Origin of the sequence: Streptomyces ovatisporus, from assembly GCF_042653885.1 — a bacterium.
Lineage (GTDB): Bacteria > Actinomycetota > Actinomycetes > Streptomycetales > Streptomycetaceae > Streptomyces > Streptomyces ovatisporus.
In genome coordinates this window covers 553,288-567,404 of the sequence record NZ_JBHSFH010000007.1, presented here as the reverse complement: position 1 = coordinate 567,404, position 14,117 = coordinate 553,288, and the positions used below count along the sequence as shown (strand labels likewise).

The window sequence follows — 14,117 nt, the reverse complement described above, 5'->3', positions numbered from 1 at the left end:
TACGACGGCGTGCGAGCGGCCTGGGGGAGCTCTCGCGGCAGGTGTGGAGCGGCAGTTGAGACCTCCGGCGGACGGGCGAGCGCGGGAGAGCAGCGCGGGGCGGTGCCGTTCCGGGGCGGCCGGGGAGTAGCGTCGGCCTCATGGGTACCTCCAACTCCACGATGCACGCGGTCACCGTCCCCGAACCCGGCGGGCCCGACGCCCTGGTATGGGCAGAGGTCCCCGTTCCCGAACCGGCCGAGGGCGAGGTGCTCGTCGAGGTCGCGGCGAGCGCCGTGAACCGCGCCGATCTGCTTCAGCGGCAGGGCTTCTACGACCCGCCGCCCGGCGCCTCGCCGTATCCCGGCCTCGAATGCTCCGGGCGCATCACGGCGCTCGGGCCGGGGGTCAGTACGTGGGAGGTCGGCGACGAGGTCTGCGCGCTGCTCGCCGGTGGCGGTTACGCCGAGCAAGTCGCAGTCCCGACCGGTCAGCTGCTGCCCGTGCCGGACGGTATCGACCTGACGACGGCTGCGTCCCTGCCCGAGGTGACCAGCACGATCTGGTCGAACGTCTTCATGGTCGCCCACCTGCGTCCCGGCGAGACCCTCCTCGTGCACGGGGGCGGCAGCGGCATCGGCACCATGGCGATCCAGCTGGCGAAAGCCGTCGGTGCGAGGGTCGCCGTCACCGCCGGCAGCAAGGAGAAGCTGGACCGGTGCGCGGAGCTCGGCGCCGACATCCTGATCAACTACCGGGAGCAGGACTTCGTCGAGGAACTCCGCGCCGCCACCGACGGGCAGGGCGCCGACGTCATCCTCGACATCATCGGCGCCAAGTACCTCGAGAAGAACGTCAAGGCCCTCGCCTTCAACGGGCGCCTCGCCGTCATCGGTCTCCAGGGCGGCGTCAAGGGCGAACTGAACCTGGGCGCTCTGCTGTCCAAGCGGGCGGCCGTGACCGCGACTTCACTGCGCGCCCGTCCGGCGGCGGAGAAGGCGGCCATCGTCGCGGCCGTGAAGGAACACGTCTGGCCGCTGCTGGCCGACGGGCGCGTGAAGCCGGTGGTCGACAGCACACTGCCGATGAGCCGGGCCGCCGACGCACACCGGGCGTTGGAGGAGAGCGGCCACGTCGGCAAGATCCTGCTGACGGTGCAGCCGGCTTCCTAGGCACTGTCCGACAGACACGCCACAGACACAGCCACAGACACAGACGCGGCGAACCCTCCCTCCCGGATGCCGGTTTTGTCCAACTATGTAACGCTGATTGCATTATTGGACAACCGGCTCCGGGAGGGTCTCCGCCGTGAGGCACGGACGCCACACACTCCGCGCGACCGCGCTGCTGCCGTGTGCAGCCGTACTGCTGGTCACGCCTCTCACCAGCGCGGCGTCCGCCCCGCTCAGGCAGGCCGGAGAGCCGCCGCGGCCCGCAGACCTCCGCGGAACCGTCGCCGCAGCCGCCGGTCCCGCGCGCGTGAGCATCGGCGCCGCGCGTGACGGACACCGCATCGTCGAAGTCCGTGAGCCGGTGAACGGGGTGGAGACCCTGGTACGGACGCCCGTCCTCTCGGTTCGTTCCGCCCCCGGCAGTGTTCCCGCCGCCCCCGAGCCCCGCCGGACGGAGAAGTCCCCGGGCGGCGAGGGCACTTCGGCCCCGTCCCCCCAGGGCGGACGTGAGGACGGCCGCCTCGCACCGGGCCGCTCCGCGGACGAAGACCGCCCGGAGGACCCCCGCCGGACGCACCGTCCCTCCGGTCCGCCCGGGTCCTCCGGCTCCGCCGGCCCGTCCGGTACGGAACGGTCACCCGCGTCCGTACGCCCGGACCACCGCCGAAGCCCTGCGGGCAGTGACCAGGACCGGCGCGACTCCCGCGGCCGGTCCTCGGAGAACCCCGCGAGCCGTGCGCCCGAAGGTGCTCCCGGGGCGCACGGCCCCGGCCGCGCGGGGCGCTCGGAGGAGACGGAGCATCGCCCGGCGGCGGAGGGGGACGGTCCCGGGGACCGAAGCGGTCGGCAGAGCGAGAGCGACCGCGGAGTCGAGGGCGTCGAGGGCGGCGTCCTCGACGACGACCTCCACGAGCCGGGCCACGGGACGGGAGGGGACGCCGCGGGAGGCGCGGAGCAGGAGGCACGGTCGCCGGCCACGCACAGGGTCTCCCCGGTGCTCCCGCTGGGCGCCGGACTGACCTCGATCGGGCTCGGGCTGGGCCTTCTCGCCCTGAGGTTGCGCCGCGGCTGACGGGACGTACCTGTGTTCGGACCTCGGACGTCAGGCGCTCCGGCCGGGCATGCAGAATGGGGGCATGACACAGCCGAGCAACGAACGGCAGCGGGAGAACCAGCAGGTCCTGGTCGTCGGCCCGGACGGCATGGCTCTCGGCAGCGCCGATCCCAAGGGCGGTGGCGGGGAGGACGACGAGCAGGCCGAGGTTCCCGTCACGGAGATGGTCGAGCAGCCTGCGAAGGTCATGCGGATCGGCAGCATGATCAAGCAGCTGCTCGAAGAGGTGAAGTCCGCTCCGCTCGACGAGGCGAGCCGCGTACGGCTGAAGGAGATCCACACCAGCTCCATCAAGGAGCTGGAGGACGGCCTCGCACCCGAGCTGATCGAGGAGCTGGAGAGGCTCTCGCTCCCCTTCACGGACGACTCCGTGCCGACCGAGGCCGAACTGCGCATCGCGCAGGCGCAGCTGGTGGGATGGCTCGAGGGGCTCTTCCACGGCATCCAGACCGCCCTCTTCGCACAGCAGATGGCCGCCCGCGCGCAGCTGGAGCAGATGCGCAGGGCTCTGCCGCCGGGAAGCATCCCCGAGGAGGGCCTGCTCGGTGACCACGAGCCCGGCCGCTCGCCCCGCTCCGGTGGGCCATACCTCTGAGCGGCACGCCCGTCGTGTCGTCTGCTGTGCCCCGGTGACGGGGCTGTGCTTGCGACTGCGCTTGCCGACCTGCCTACAGCGCTCGCCGGCAGCGCTTGCGTACAGCGTCACGCGGAATGCGCAGGTTCAGTCCACGCCCGTCGGACGTCGTCCGGCCATCCAGTGGTAGAGCGTCATCGCGACGCTGGTGGCCAGGTTGTAGCTGGAGACCTGCGGCTGCATGGGCAGAGCCACGAGCTGATCCGCACGCTCACGTAGTGCGGCGGAGAGCCCGTGCCGTTCGGAGCCGAAAGCGATCAGTGCGTCGTCCGGCAGTGCGAGGGTGCGGATGTCCTCTCCGTCCGGATCCAGTGCGAAGAGCGGACCGGGCGGCAGCGCACTCGGCTCGCACTGCTCGACCACCGTCGCGAAGTGCAGTCCGGCGCTCGCCCGCACCACGTGGGGATGCCACGGGTCGACCGTGCCGGTGGTGAGCACTCCCGCTGCCCCCGCCCCGGCAGCGAGCCGGATCACTGCCCCGACGTTTCCCAGGTGGCGGGGGTTGTCGAGCACTACCACCGGAGCCGCACGGAAAGCACGGGCCGCTCCGGCCGAACGCGGGCCCGTGCCGCCGAGGACCGGGCGGCTGTCTCCTCCGTCAGCCGGTGCACCGGTCAGCGAGCCGCCGGAACGACCGCTGCCCCGGACGGCCAGTGCCGCGACCCCGGTGGGATGCGGACGGGGCACGAGTCCGTGCAGCGCCTCCGCGGGGACCTCCCGCAGCAGTTCCGAGAGTGTGCCGGTCAGATCGGGGGCGAGCTCCCGTGCGAGTTCGAGCACCGCGCAACGGTCCGCAGCCAGTGCGATCGGAACCGTCGCCCCGAAGCGCAGCGCGTGCTTGAGCGCATGGAAGCCGTCCAGCAGCACGCTTCCGGCTGCCAGCCCACGCCACTGCCGCAGCAGCAGCGCCGTCTCGGCAGGGGGCAGAGTGCCCCCCTGCCCGTCGTGCACGTCGTTCACGCGGCTGGTCGTCCTGTCATGCGGTCAGCGTACGGACATGTTCCGGCCCGTTCGCTGACGAGGGACGGAGGAGGGTCCGCCGTCGTCCGCTGCGCCGCTCCCGTCCGTCCCACTGCCGCCACTGCCCAGGCGCGACCGCACCCGCTGCCAGCCCGCCGAGGACCGCGCACCCAGCCACAGCAGTGCGACGGTCGGCAGGAAGACGGCGTCCGCGGCGACCATCGCCATGGAGAAGAACGGCAGCCCCAGCAGCACCGCGATGCTGATGTGCTCGGTGATCATGGCGGCGAGCAGCACGTTCTTCACACGACGGTTGAAGAGCGCGAAGGGGAAGGCCACCTGGACCGCGACCGTGCCGTAGGTGATGAGCAGCATGAGGAGGCCGCTGCCCGCCAGGACGGAGTTCAGCTCGGGCCAGGGCGAGAAGTAGTCCAGGTTCATCGGGTAGTAGACGGCCGTGCCGTCCTGCCAGCGCGACCCCTGGATCTTGTACCAGCCGGCCGTCGAGTAGATCAGGCAGACCTCGATGACGATGACCAGCAGCGCGGCATTGTGCACGAGGTTGGCGAGCATGTCGCAGACGGCGCGGGCCTCGCTGTGCGGGGAGTACCGGCCGACCACGCGCCAGACCGCCTGCGACGCCCACAGCGCCCAGAAGAACAGGCCCCAGCCGATGCTCAGCCCGCCGAGAGCCGTCGCAGCGACCATCACCGCGCCGAACACGGCCCACAGTGCGACGCCGACAGCGTCCGACTGTTCGGCCGGGCCGTCCGGCCCCGCTGCTCCGTCGTGGCCGCCGCCGCGCCGCCTCAGCCTGCGCGCGTCCAGGGACCAGACCTGGCCGCACCGGGTGAGGACCAGGTACATCGCCATCAGGTGGATGACGTTGTCGCCGCCGTCGCCCATGAAGACGCTGCGGTTCTGCAGCGACAGCACACCGACCATGAACAGCACGGAGGCGGTGCGGGAGCGCCAGCCGACCAGCAGCGCGACGCTGGAGAGCACCGCCAGGACGTAGACGAACTCGAACCACGCGGTGCTGTCCGTCCAGAGCAGGACGGTGAAGGCGTGGTTCGACTCGATGAGCTTGTCGGCCAGGTTCCAGCCCCAGGGGCCGTCGGGTCCGTACAGCTCGTGACGGTGCGGCAACTCACGCAGGAGGAAGAAGAGCCAGGTGGCGGCGAAGCCGATCCGTACGACTGCTGTCTGGTACGGGGCGAGGGCGCCCCCCGTGATCCGGGCGACGCCGCGAGCGAACGCGCTGTCGGGCGGCGGTGCGCCGTGTGCTTCGCGGGGCGGGACGGTCTCGCCGGACGGGACGGTCTCACCGTGCGGGACATTCCCGCCGTGCGGGGCTTCTGCGTAGTCGGCGGGCCCGGCGTTCACGTAGGACGCGGGGGCCGCGTCCGAGTGCTGCCGTCCCTCGGCTCCGTGGGGTTCAGGGGACGTCCGCCGCCCGCCGGGGTCCGCGGCCCAGGCCGGCCGTGCGCCGCGCTCGCCCTGGGGCCCGTACTGCTCGCTCACTTGTCCCAGCCCCCCGGAATGTCCGCGCTGCCGACCTGCCACCAGGGCTGCACCCGGTAATCGGTCTTGGTGTCCGACTTCTCGTCGCTCCAGGGCGGAGGTGCCACGGGCGTGGTCGCCGAGCGGACCTGGATGCGCTCCACTGTGCCGCCGTTGAGCTCGGGGCCGAAGCGGAGCATCACTATTCGCTTGATGTAGCTCTCGGACAGTTCACCGCGCAGTCCGACGGGCTTGCCCTTGTCGTCGTGCGAGCCGTTGTAGAACTCCCACGCCCTGCGGAGCTCGTTCTGCTGGATGTGGCTGGGCGCGATGTTGTGGTCGATGTCCTCGCCGTCCATGGCGGAGAGGTTGACCCAGCCCGTCGTCTCCGTACCGCCGTCGTCCTTGGCGACCTTCGCCCGGGCGTGCACGGCTATGTTCTGCTGCAGGGGGTTGGGAGCGAACAGCTTCCAGTTCTGTTCGAACTCCGGGTAGATGTAGTCGTCGACGCCCTGGCCGTGCTTCTTGGTGAGGGTGTTCGCGGGCGCGACGTGCAGGAAGACCATCGCCAGGTGGACGGCCACGGCGACGGCCACCGCCGCCACGGAGACAGCCATGATCACGCGCGCGGGCAGCGACATGGCCGCATTGCCTCCGCCGCGCACTTCCCCAGGCCGCCCGCCGCGATCCGGCGGCGGTGCCTGCTGCTCTGCTGGCTCCATGCCCTCCCCTGCTCCCCACGTCCATGTCCCGAGGTACGGCCTCAGAGATTATTCGAGCCTTGACACCCTATGGGGCCGCACCTCACCATTGAACCGAACGATCGGTCGGTAGGTGATGCGGCTTCGGCCGTCGGCAAGGGGGTCGCGATGACATCGGTGCTGCTCGGCGAAGGCGCACAGAGCGCCGAGGGTCCGGCGGAACCGCTTGCGGACTTCGAGAGCGCGATCGCGGCCGACGAGCGGATCGAGCCGCGGGACTGGATGCCGGAGGACTATCGCAGGACGCTGGTCCGGCAGATGGCGCAGCACGCCCACTCCGAGATCATCGGCATGCAGCCGGAGGCCAACTGGATCACGCGGGCCCCCTCGCTGCGGCGCAAGGCCATCCTGATGGCCAAGGTGCAGGACGAGGCGGGTCACGGCCTGTATCTCTACAGCGCGGCGGAGACGCTAGGCACCGGCCGGGAGGAGTTGCTGGACAAGCTGCACTCCGGCCGTCAGAAGTACTCCTCGATCTTCAACTACCCGACTCTGACCTGGGCCGACGTGGGTGCGATCGGCTGGCTCGTCGACGGCGCGGCGATCACGAACCAGGTGCCGCTGTGCCGCTGCTCGTACGGGCCGTACGCCCGGGCGATGATCCGCATCTGCAAGGAGGAGTCCTTCCACCAGAGGCAGGGATTCGAGCTGCTGCTGGCCCTGAGCCGGGGCACCGAGACCCAGCACGCGATGGCGCAGGACGCGGTGGACCGCTGGTGGTGGCCGTCGCTGATGATGTTCGGCCCGCCCGACGACGAGTCCTCGCACAGCGCCCGCTCCATGGCGTGGAAGATCAAGCGTCATTCCAACGACGAGCTGCGCCAGCGCTTCGTCGACATCTGCGTGCCGCAGGCGGAGGCGCTCGGCCTCACCCTCCCCGACCCCGACCTGAGCTGGAACGAGGAGCGGGGGCACTGGGACTTCGGCCCGATCGACTGGGAGGAGTTCCGTCAGGTGCTGCAGGGCAACGGCCCGTGCAACGAAGAGCGGATAAGCCGCCGCAGGCGGGCGCACGAGGAGGGGGCCTGGGTGCGTGAGGCCGCGGCGGCGTACGCGGCGAAGCGCGCGGGCGGCCGGGAACCGGGCCAAGGGCAAGGTCAGGGTCAGGGTCAGGGACAGAGTCAGGAACAGGGTCAGGGTCAGGGTCAGGAACAGGGTCAGGGCCAGGAACAGGGTCAGGGACAGGGACAGGGTCAGGGACAGCACGACGCGGAGACGGCGGTGAGCCCACGATGAGCAGCAGTGACTGGCCTCTGTGGGAGGTATTCGTACGCAGCAGGCGCGGCCTGTCGCACACCCACGCGGGCAGTCTGCACGCGCCCGATGCCGAGCTTGCACTGCGCAACGCGCGCGATCTCTACACGCGCCGCTCGGAGGGCGTCTCCGTGTGGGTGGTCCCGTCCGAGGCGGTCACCGCCTCCTCCCCCGACGAGAAGGACCCGTTCTTCGCGCCGGCCGCGGACAAGCCGTACCGCCACCCCACGTTCTACGAGGTGCCGGAAGGGGTGCGGAACCTGTGACGCACTCCCAGGAGGCACGCCCCCTCGGCGGAGCCGGCTCGCACACGGATGCCGCCGAGCTGGACAGTCCGCTGCTTCCCCTCGCCGACGACGCCCTCGTCCTCTCCCACCGGCTGGGGGAGTGGGCAGGGCACGCACCGGTGCTGGAGGAAGAACTGGCCCTTGCCAACATCGCCCTCGACCTGCTCGGGCAGGCGCGGGTGCTCTACTCGGAGCTCGGCGACGAGGACGAACTGGCCTATCTGCGTGAGGAACGGGCTTTCCGCAACTGCCAGTTGGTGGAGCAGCCGAACGGCGACTTCGCCTGCACGATGATCCGTCAGCTCTACTTCTCCGCCTACCAGGAGCTGCTCTTCGGCCAGCTCGCGGAGCTCGGCAATCCGCTCGCGGCGAAGGCCGTCAAGGAAACCGAATACCACCGGGACCACGCGGAGCACTGGACGCTCAGGCTCGGTGACGGCACCGAGGAGAGCCACACTCGCGCCCAGCGGGCCACGGACGCCCTGTGGAGATACACGGGCGAGCTGTTCGAACCGCTGCCCGGGCCCGCCCCCGTAGGCGCGGTCGACTGGGGAGCGCTGCGCGCGGGCTGGACGGAGCGGATCACGCGCGTGCTGCGGGCCGCCACCCTCACGGTGCCGGAGAGTCCCCAGAGCGGAGCCTGGACGGCGGGCGCGGGCCGGCAGGGTCTGCACACCGAGCCCTTCGGGCGGATGCTCGCCGAGATGCAGCACCTCCACCGCAGCCACCCGGGGGCCTCGTGGTGACCGGCTACGTGGTGACCGGCAAGGTGGTGAAGGGCGACGTGGTGACCGGCACGGCGCGCGGTGCGCGAGAAGCCACCGCATCCGCGTCCGCCTCCGCCGAGCAGCGGCTGCATGACCTGACCGCGGTGGCGGGCTCCGTCCCGGACCCCGAACTCCCCGTGGTGACTCTGGCCGAGCTGGGTGTGCTGCGGAGTGTGCGGGAGCCGACGCCCGGCGGCCCCGTCGAGGTCGAACTCACCCCGACGTACACCGGCTGTCCGGCGATCGAGGCCATGGCCGCGGACATCGAGCGAGCGCTGCTGGAGCACGGCGTCACGGAGGTCTCCGTACGCACCGTCCTCGCTCCGCCCTGGAGCACCGACGACATCACCTCCGAGGGGCGCCGCAAGCTCGCCGACGCGGGCATCGCCCCCCCGCGCGGCGGCGCCGCCCCCGGCTCAGGGCCGGTACCGCTGACGCTCGCCATCCACTGCCCCAACTGCGGATCGACCGAGACGAGCCTGATCAGCCGGTTCTCCTCCACCGCCTGCAAGGCCCTGCGGCGCTGCGAGGCGTGCCGGGAGCCGTTCGACCACTTCAAGGAGGTGTGAGGAGCGCCGTGAGCACCTTCCACCCGCTCCGGGTCGCATCAGTCGACCGGCTCACGGACGACTCGGTCGCGCTGACCATCGCCGTGCCGCCGGAGCTCCGCTCCCTCTACGGTTACGCCCCCGGCCAGCACATCGCGCTGCGCCGGCACCGCGGCGAGGACGCCGGCACGGGCAGCGGCACGGGAACGGCCGGGTACACAGGTGCCGAGATCCGGCGGACGTACTCGCTCTGCGCCCCCGCGTCGGACGCACCCGCGACGCTGCGCGTCGGCATACGCGGAATCGAGGGCGGCGACTTCTCCACCTACGCCGTCAAGGAACTCGCCCCGGGCGACACCGTCGACGTTCTGCCGCCCACAGGCCGGTTCGTCCTCGCACCACGGCACGGCCACTTCGCCGCCGTCGTGGGCGGCAGCGGCATCACCCCGGTGCTCTCCATCGCCGCCACGCTCCTCGAGCGCGAACCGGAAGCCCGTTTCTGTCTCATCCGCAGCGACAGGTCGACCGCGTCCACGATGTTTCTGGAGGAGGTCGCCGACCTCAAGGACCGCTATCCTCACCGCTTCCAGCTCGTCACCGTGCTCTCCCGCGAGGAGCAGCAGAGCGGCCTGCCCTCCGGCCGCCTCGACACGGAGCGGCTGAAGCAGCTTCTGCCCGCCCTGCTGCCCGTCGGGGACATCGAGGGCTGGTATCTGTGCGGTCCGCTCGGCCTGGTCGAGGGAGCGTCGCGTGCGATGCGCGCGCTGGGAGTGCCGCGGGGCCGCATCCATCAGGAGATCTTCCACGTCACCGATGCGCCCGCGGCGGGCGCCGGTCCGGCCGCGGAAGGTTCCGGCACCGGCTCCCGGCCGGCGGGTGCGTCGGCCGCCGGTTCCGACGGCGCCGCTGCTGCCCGTACAGCAGCCGTGACGGCCACTCTCGACGGACGCTCGGGCTCCTGGCCGATGGACGACGGCGAGTCCGTCCTGGAGACGGTTCTGCGCCACCGCGCCGACGCGCCTTTCGCGTGCAAGGGCGGGGTGTGCGGCACCTGCCGGGTACGCCTCGTCTCGGGCGAGGTGCACATGGAGCGCAATTACGCCCTGGAGGAGGACGAACTGGAAGCGGGCTATGTGCTCGCCTGCCAGTCGCGTCCTCTCACGGAGGCGGTGGAGGTGGACTTCGACGGCTGAGAGGCACCGGGACGCTCCGGTCCCGGCCCTGCGGGGCGGCCCTCCTCAGCCGTCCGCGTCACCGGCCGACGGGTTTCATGCGACGTGCGCCGGCTCCGTGTCACCGGTGAGCGGGCGTCCGGCTGCCTCCCAGGCGAGCATGCCGCCGTCGACGTTCACCGCGTCGATGCCCTGCTGACGCAGGTACTGCGTGACCTGGGCCGACCGCCCGCCGACGCGGCAGACCACGTAGACCCGCTCGTCCTCGCCCGCGCGCTCGGTCAACTCACCGATCCTGCCCACGAATTCACTCATGGGGATGTGCAGTGCGCCCTCCGCGCGCCCTGCGGCCCACTCGTCGTCCTCGCGGACGTCCAGCAACAGGGCGTCCGCGGGCACCGCGGCGACGTCGACCTGCGGCAACTGACCGTTCTGCATGCTCGGCTCTCTCTCAGTTCTCTTCGGTGGCGGTACCGGAGTCGCCTGTACGGCGACCCGTTCCGGGATCCGCGGCGGTACCACCGGTGGCTCCCTCGGCGGCGGTGGCTCCCTCGGCCGACGTCCCGGCGCCTGCGCTCTCCGCAGCCTCCGGTCCGCCGGGCGCTCCGTACGCCGCCGCGTCACCGGACCGACCGGTCGCATCAGCCCCCATGACCTGCGTCAGGCGCTCCAACTCCGCCTCCCGCGCGGCCACTTGCTCCAGCAGCTGCTCGGCGATCTCCTCCAGCAGCCTGTCGGGATCGTCCGGGGCCATCTTCAGCATCGCGCCGATCGCGCTCTGCTCCATCTCCGCCACCATCGCGGTGAGCGCTTCCTTGCGCTCCGCCAGCCATTCCAGCCGGGCGTAGAGCAGCTCGCTCTGCGGCAGCTGAACTTCCGGTTCCTCCTCGCGCGGCCCCGCCTCCCACTCCTCGAGCAGTTCGCGCAGAGCGTCCGTATCCCCGTCCCCGTAGGCCTTGTTGACGCGGACCAGGAAGGCTTCGCGCCGCTTGCGTTCCCCGTCCTCCTGAGCCAGGTCGGGGTGGGCCTTGCGCACCAGCTCGCGGTAGGCCTTGCGCGCCTCCTCGCTCGGGCGCACGCGGCTCGGGGGCCGCACGTTCCGCTCGGTGAGCATGGCGGACGCCTCGGGCGAGAGTCCGTCGGAGTCGATCCAGCCGTGGAAGAGCTCCTCGACCTGGGGCATCGGCAGCACCGCCGCCCGCAGTTCCTGCGCCTTGCGCAGATCCTCCGGGTCGCCGCTGATCGCCGCGGTCACCTCGGCGATGCTCGCGTCCAGCTCGTCCAGGCGCGCGTACATGGGGCCGAGGCGCTGATGGTGCAGGCGGGAGAAGTTCTCGATCTCGATGCGGAACGTCTCCACCGCGATCTCGTACTCGATCAGGGCGGTCTCGGCGGCCCGCACCGCCCGCTCCAGACGCTCCGTGCCCGGTTCCTGGGCACGCCCGTGCTCCTCAGGACCGGCCTCCTCAGGACCGGGCTGCTCGGGACCGGCCTTCTCAGCTCCGGGCTGCTCCGGCGGCGACCCGTCCGGCCGGCCCGGCTCGTCCGGCTGCTCCGGCTCTTCGGCTTGCGCTTCCGGGTTCGCTCTCATCGGGCCCACCCTACGGAAGGGCGCCCCGCCTTCCCAGCGCGCCTGTGAGGATCACGGACGGAACTCCCGCGGGCAGCCCGCCGCTTCCTCCGGCAGGTGGGCGTCCGCCCAGCGGGTGAGCTCCGCCATCGCCGGCCGCAACGCCAGACCCGCCGCACTGAGCCGGTAGCTGACCCGCAGCGGTGGGCCCTCTTCCACCGTCCGTACGACCAGGCCCAGCGAGCCCAGTTCGGTCAGCCGGTCCGAGAGCATCCGCTCGCTGATGCCCGGTACGGCCCGGCGCAGCTGCGCGAAGTGGCCCGGCCCGTTCATGAGTGCGGCCAGGACCAGTCCGGTCCAGCGCTTGCCCAGCATCTGGAAGACCCGCGTGATGCTGCTCTCGGGCGCCGTGCACTGCTCGACAGCGGAAGGCGCCGCCTCCTCCTGCGTCTGGTTCCCGGGCTCTGCCATGCCTTCAGGGTACTGCGCCAAGACAAGGGGATGAAAAAAAGTAAGCTCCTGTGTTATCAATAGTTACGACGTTAAAGCACACCTGCTTACGCATTCCAAGGAGCTTCCCTTATGGCCACCCTGCTTCACCTCGACTCCTCGCTCTTTCCGCAGGAGGGTTCCGTCTCACGCGCCGTCGCGGCGTCCTTCCGCAAGGCATGGGAGGAGCAGCACCCGGAGGGCACCGTCATCCACCGGGACCTCGCAGCGGATCCCCTGCCGCACCTCGACGGGACCGCCGCGTCCGCCGGCTTCGCCGCACCGGACAGTCACACTCCCGAGCAGGCCGAGGCCTACGCGCTGCGCGACGAACTGGCCCGGGAGCTGGAGGAGGCCGACGCCGTCCTGATCGGGGCGCCGATGTACAACTACACGATCCCCTCGACGCTGAAGGCATGGGTCGACCACGTGATCCTCCAGGGCCGCACCGCCGGCACCGACACGCCTTCCGGCGCGGGCACCCCCGCCGTCGTCGTGGCCAGCCGCGGCGGCGGCTACGGACCCGGCACCCCGCGCGAGAGCTTCGAGTTCGTGCAGAACTATCTGGGCAAGGTCCTGGGCGAAATCATGGGCCTGGACGTGGAGTTCGTGGTGCCCGAGCTCACCCTCGCGCCCGTCACTCCCGGCATGGAGTCCCTCGTCGACCTGGCGGAGACCTCACGGACCAAGGCCCACGAGGCCGCCGAGACGCACGCCAAGAACCTCGCGGCCCGGTTCGCCGCAGCCGTCTGACAGCCCGAACCCGACCACCGAGCCCACCGGCCGACGCCGGCGGGCTCGTGGGCGTTCGCACAGGCCCCACGCACCCTCGTCCGACGGCCGAGGGGCCACGCAGACGACCGACGTGACGTCGCCGGTTCTCCGCTGTCGACGGATCAGCTATGACGGCTTCTCAGCCATAGGGGACGACCGCGACCGGGCACGGCGCGCGATGCAGCACGGCGTGGCTCACGAGCCCGAGTTGCAGGCCGTGCGTGCCATGACGCTTCCGGGCGCCCACCACCAGCAGGTCGGCGTCTTCCCCGGCACGTACCAACGCGTCACGAGCGGAACCCTCGACCGTCTCCGGATGTGTGGTCACCCCGGACCGGGACCCGTCCGCTGCACGCAGAGAGGATTCCAGGAGTCTCTCGGCCCGGAGTCCGGGGCCGTCCCCGCCCGTGGTCGCGCCGTCGTCGCTCGGTCTGCGCCAGGCGTGCAGGGCCTGCACGTCACATTGCCGCACCTCCGCCTCGCGCAGCGCGAAGCGAACCGCCGCGGCCTCCTCTTCTCCCTTGCCCACACCGACGACCACCTGCCGGGACCCACCCCGCCGTGCTTGTTCCGTGCCCGTGCCCCGCACGACGACGGTGGGGCAGGAGGCACGTCCCGCCACACCGAGTCCGACGGAGCCCAGCAGCATTCCGCTGACCGCGCCGACGCCGCGGCTGCCCACCACGACGGCGAAGGCCGACGCACTCTCCTCCACCAGGGCGGCCACGGGATCGCGCCCCGCCACGACCGAGGTGACCTTGAGGCCCGGCCTGCGCTCCACGGCCCGGCGCTCCGCGGTCGCCACGGTGTTCTCCGCCATGACGCGGGTCGCCGGCCGGCCGCCCGCGCGGGCTGGAGCGATCCGTTCGTACCGGTCCCAACGGGAGGCGTGCACGATGCGCAACGGGAGACCGCGGAGCGCCGCTTCGTCGGCGGCCCAGTCCACGGCCTCCAGGCTGGGGTCGGATCCGTCGACACCGACGACGACAGGCTGCGCCATGACTCCGCCTCCCTCATGCGTCCGCCGAACCGTGAGTGGCGCCCCAAGTCCCCGGCAGAAGGAGCGGCCGGGTCCGCCGTCCCCAGGACACCACCTCCTGTCGGCTCCTGCCACGCGAAGCAGCGGCCGCTCC

Annotated in this window: 15 protein-coding genes and 1 pseudogene; 9 read left to right on the top strand and 7 right to left on the bottom strand. The window is 71.4% G+C overall.

The window, feature by feature from the left end; translation table 11 throughout:
* The first annotated feature begins 161 nt into the window (after positions 1 to 161).
* From ACFPA8_RS16310 to ACFPA8_RS16300, 3 genes are all read left to right on the top strand, one after another.
* Entirely contained in the window at positions 162 to 1,151 is a 990-nt protein-coding gene (locus ACFPA8_RS16310) for an NAD(P)H-quinone oxidoreductase (protein WP_386449493.1), read from the top strand.
* A gap of 136 nt (positions 1,152 to 1,287) precedes the next feature.
* Positions 1,288 to 2,223 (top strand): hypothetical protein, encoded by a 936-nt coding sequence (locus ACFPA8_RS16305; protein WP_386448905.1) that lies wholly within the window; start codon positions 1,288 to 1,290, stop codon positions 2,221 to 2,223.
* A 64-nt stretch (positions 2,224 to 2,287) separates the two neighbouring features.
* On the top strand, positions 2,288 to 2,860 hold the full coding sequence (locus tag ACFPA8_RS16300) for a bacterial proteasome activator family protein (protein ID WP_386448902.1): 573 nt from the start codon (positions 2,288 to 2,290) through the stop codon (positions 2,858 to 2,860).
* A gap of 126 nt (positions 2,861 to 2,986) precedes the next feature.
* Here ACFPA8_RS16300 and ACFPA8_RS16295 read toward each other — a convergent pair whose 3' ends face one another.
* The 3 genes from ACFPA8_RS16295 to ACFPA8_RS16285 are packed head-to-tail and all read right to left on the bottom strand — an operon-like array spanning position 2,987 to position 6,003.
* Positions 2,987 to 3,850, bottom strand: a complete 864-nt coding sequence (locus ACFPA8_RS16295; protein WP_386449491.1) for a TrmH family RNA methyltransferase — start codon at positions 3,848 to 3,850, stop codon at positions 2,987 to 2,989.
* 33 nt (positions 3,851 to 3,883) lie between these two features.
* Positions 3,884 to 5,383, bottom strand: a complete 1,500-nt coding sequence (locus tag ACFPA8_RS16290; RefSeq protein WP_386448899.1) for an HTTM domain-containing protein — start codon at positions 5,381 to 5,383, stop codon at positions 3,884 to 3,886.
* Entirely contained in the window at positions 5,380 to 6,003 is a 624-nt protein-coding gene (locus ACFPA8_RS16285) for a DUF5819 family protein (RefSeq protein ID WP_386448896.1), read from the bottom strand. The genes ACFPA8_RS16290 and ACFPA8_RS16285 overlap by 4 nt, the downstream gene beginning before the upstream one ends.
* Positions 6,004 to 6,231: 228 nt before the next feature.
* Between ACFPA8_RS16285 and paaA the strand changes: the two genes are divergently transcribed.
* The 5 genes from paaA (at position 6,232) to ACFPA8_RS16260 (ending at position 10,172) form a co-directional block, all read left to right on the top strand.
* Positions 6,232 to 7,359 carry a 1,2-phenylacetyl-CoA epoxidase subunit PaaA gene (paaA, locus tag ACFPA8_RS16280; protein WP_386448894.1) on the top strand — a complete coding sequence of 376 codons (1,128 nt, stop codon included), beginning with the start codon at positions 6,232 to 6,234 and terminating at the stop codon, positions 7,357 to 7,359.
* Positions 7,356 to 7,643 carry a 1,2-phenylacetyl-CoA epoxidase subunit PaaB gene (gene paaB, locus ACFPA8_RS16275; protein WP_386448891.1) on the top strand — a complete coding sequence of 96 codons (288 nt, stop codon included), beginning with the start codon at positions 7,356 to 7,358 and terminating at the stop codon, positions 7,641 to 7,643. Before paaA ends, paaB begins: the two co-directional genes overlap by 4 nt.
* Positions 7,640 to 8,410 (top strand): 1,2-phenylacetyl-CoA epoxidase subunit PaaC, encoded by a 771-nt coding sequence (paaC, locus tag ACFPA8_RS16270; protein WP_386448888.1) that lies wholly within the window; start codon positions 7,640 to 7,642, stop codon positions 8,408 to 8,410. The genes paaB and paaC overlap by 4 nt, the downstream gene beginning before the upstream one ends.
* A gap of 107 nt (positions 8,411 to 8,517) precedes the next feature.
* A complete protein-coding gene (gene paaD, locus ACFPA8_RS16265; protein ID WP_386449489.1) occupies positions 8,518 to 9,000 on the top strand; it encodes a 1,2-phenylacetyl-CoA epoxidase subunit PaaD in 483 nt (160 codons plus the stop codon).
* Between the two features lie 8 nt (positions 9,001 to 9,008).
* Entirely contained in the window at positions 9,009 to 10,172 is a 1,164-nt protein-coding gene (locus ACFPA8_RS16260) for a 2Fe-2S iron-sulfur cluster-binding protein (RefSeq protein WP_386448885.1), read from the top strand.
* A 75-nt stretch (positions 10,173 to 10,247) separates the two neighbouring features.
* On the opposite strand, the gene ACFPA8_RS16255 is transcribed toward ACFPA8_RS16260, so the two are convergent.
* From ACFPA8_RS16255 to ACFPA8_RS16245, 3 genes and pseudogenes are all read right to left on the bottom strand, one after another.
* On the bottom strand, positions 10,248 to 10,589 hold the full coding sequence (locus tag ACFPA8_RS16255; protein ID WP_386448882.1) for a rhodanese-like domain-containing protein: 342 nt from the start codon (positions 10,587 to 10,589) through the stop codon (positions 10,248 to 10,250).
* Positions 10,590 to 10,809: 220 nt separating this feature from the next.
* Positions 10,810 to 11,742 (bottom strand): annotated as a pseudogene (locus ACFPA8_RS16250) (J domain-containing protein); the annotation flags it as partial.
* Positions 11,743 to 11,793: 51 nt separating this feature from the next.
* Positions 11,794 to 12,192: a winged helix-turn-helix transcriptional regulator gene (locus tag ACFPA8_RS16245; RefSeq protein ID WP_386448879.1), complete on the bottom strand. Its 399-nt coding sequence runs from the start codon at positions 12,190 to 12,192 to the stop codon at positions 11,794 to 11,796.
* Positions 12,193 to 12,303: 111 nt separating this feature from the next.
* On the opposite strand from ACFPA8_RS16245, the gene ACFPA8_RS16240 reads away from it, so the two are divergent.
* Complete coding sequence (locus ACFPA8_RS16240; RefSeq protein WP_386448876.1) at positions 12,304 to 12,963, top strand: FMN-dependent NADH-azoreductase; 660 nt, start codon at positions 12,304 to 12,306, stop codon at positions 12,961 to 12,963.
* A gap of 160 nt (positions 12,964 to 13,123) precedes the next feature.
* Here the strand turns inward: ACFPA8_RS16240 and ACFPA8_RS16235 are convergent, their stop codons facing one another.
* A complete protein-coding gene (locus ACFPA8_RS16235) occupies positions 13,124 to 13,984 on the bottom strand; it encodes a universal stress protein (protein WP_386448873.1) in 861 nt (286 codons plus the stop codon).
* Between the last annotated feature and the right edge of the window lie 133 nt (positions 13,985 to 14,117).